Raw genomic sequence first — 1,011 nt, 5'->3', positions numbered from 1 at the left:
AGGCAACTCCATGGACGGGGGAGCAGAGCCGCTCCGACACGGTGACCCGCTCCTGTTCGAGTGGATCACCGGCGGTTCGGCCCGCGACTACTTGGGACAGACCGTATTGGTGGAGACAGCGGACAAGTCCGGTGTCGCTGGCACTTTGAAGATCCTGCGCCGGGACGGCGGCGCCTACATGCTCGAGTCAAACAGCCCGTCGGTGTCGCCCATCGAAGGTCGTTCGGACATGCGGCCGGTGGCCCGGCTTGTGTCGAGACTCGATCAGCAGGAGATCAACCCGCTAGCGTCGCGGATCGGAGAGCAGTTCAAGAGTACGGACGTGCCACCGCTCTACGGTGAGGTCTACAACCCCGGCAACTGGCGTTCGGGTCACGTGTCGCTCGACAAGCACACGATTCTGTTCGTCACGCTGCAGAAGCGAGCCGATCGCACGCAGTACGCCGAACACTTCGAGGGCCCCGACGTCTTCGTGTGGAGTTCGCAGCTTTCGACCAAGCCGACAGGCAAGAAGGGGCGCGAGATTCTCGAGTCGTTGTCGACGGGCAAGTCGATCGAGCTCTGGATGCGACGGAAGGGTAACGACGTCGCGTTTACGTATCTAGGGCGGGTGGTGCCGCTCGGCCATGAGGGGTCGGAGCCGATGTTGGTGACGTACCGGCTGTTGACACCGTTGACGGGTGACCTTCAGTCGCGGCTCGCGCTTGATCTGTAATAGAACCGCCGCGGACGGTTGCGCTAGAGGGTGTGCCGACCAAGGACGAGCAGCCCGGAGAGTGGCGGCGGCTGATGGTTCCGAACATCTTCGGATTGCCCGCCAGCTATCTCGACACCCAGTAATCTGTCCGACCAATGGCCCAGGATCTTTCAAGATCATAGAAGCCCGGCGCCGTTCTGCGAACGGCATGGATTAGGAAGGCGCAGGGGACGTATGGTCTTGCCGTTGATTCCGGTGGCGCTCATCGCCGTAGGGGCGATTACGGGCAGCGGGGGCCTCGCACTCGGTGGCAA

At 62.6% G+C, this 1,011-nt stretch carries 1 protein-coding gene; it reads left to right on the top strand.

Annotated elements, in window-relative coordinates; all coding sequences use genetic code 11:
- On the top strand, window positions 1-715 hold a 715-nt coding region (locus IMZ11_RS42480), incomplete at its 5' end, for a DUF3427 domain-containing protein (protein WP_228649231.1).
- Between the last annotated feature and the right edge of the window lie 296 nt (window positions 716-1,011).

The organism is Microtetraspora sp. AC03309 (genome assembly GCF_020826795.1).
GTDB lineage: Bacteria > Actinomycetota > Actinomycetes > Streptosporangiales > Streptosporangiaceae > Microtetraspora > Microtetraspora glauca.
Note: the sequence above shows the minus strand (reverse complement) of the source record. Positions and strands in the feature narration are given on the sequence as shown.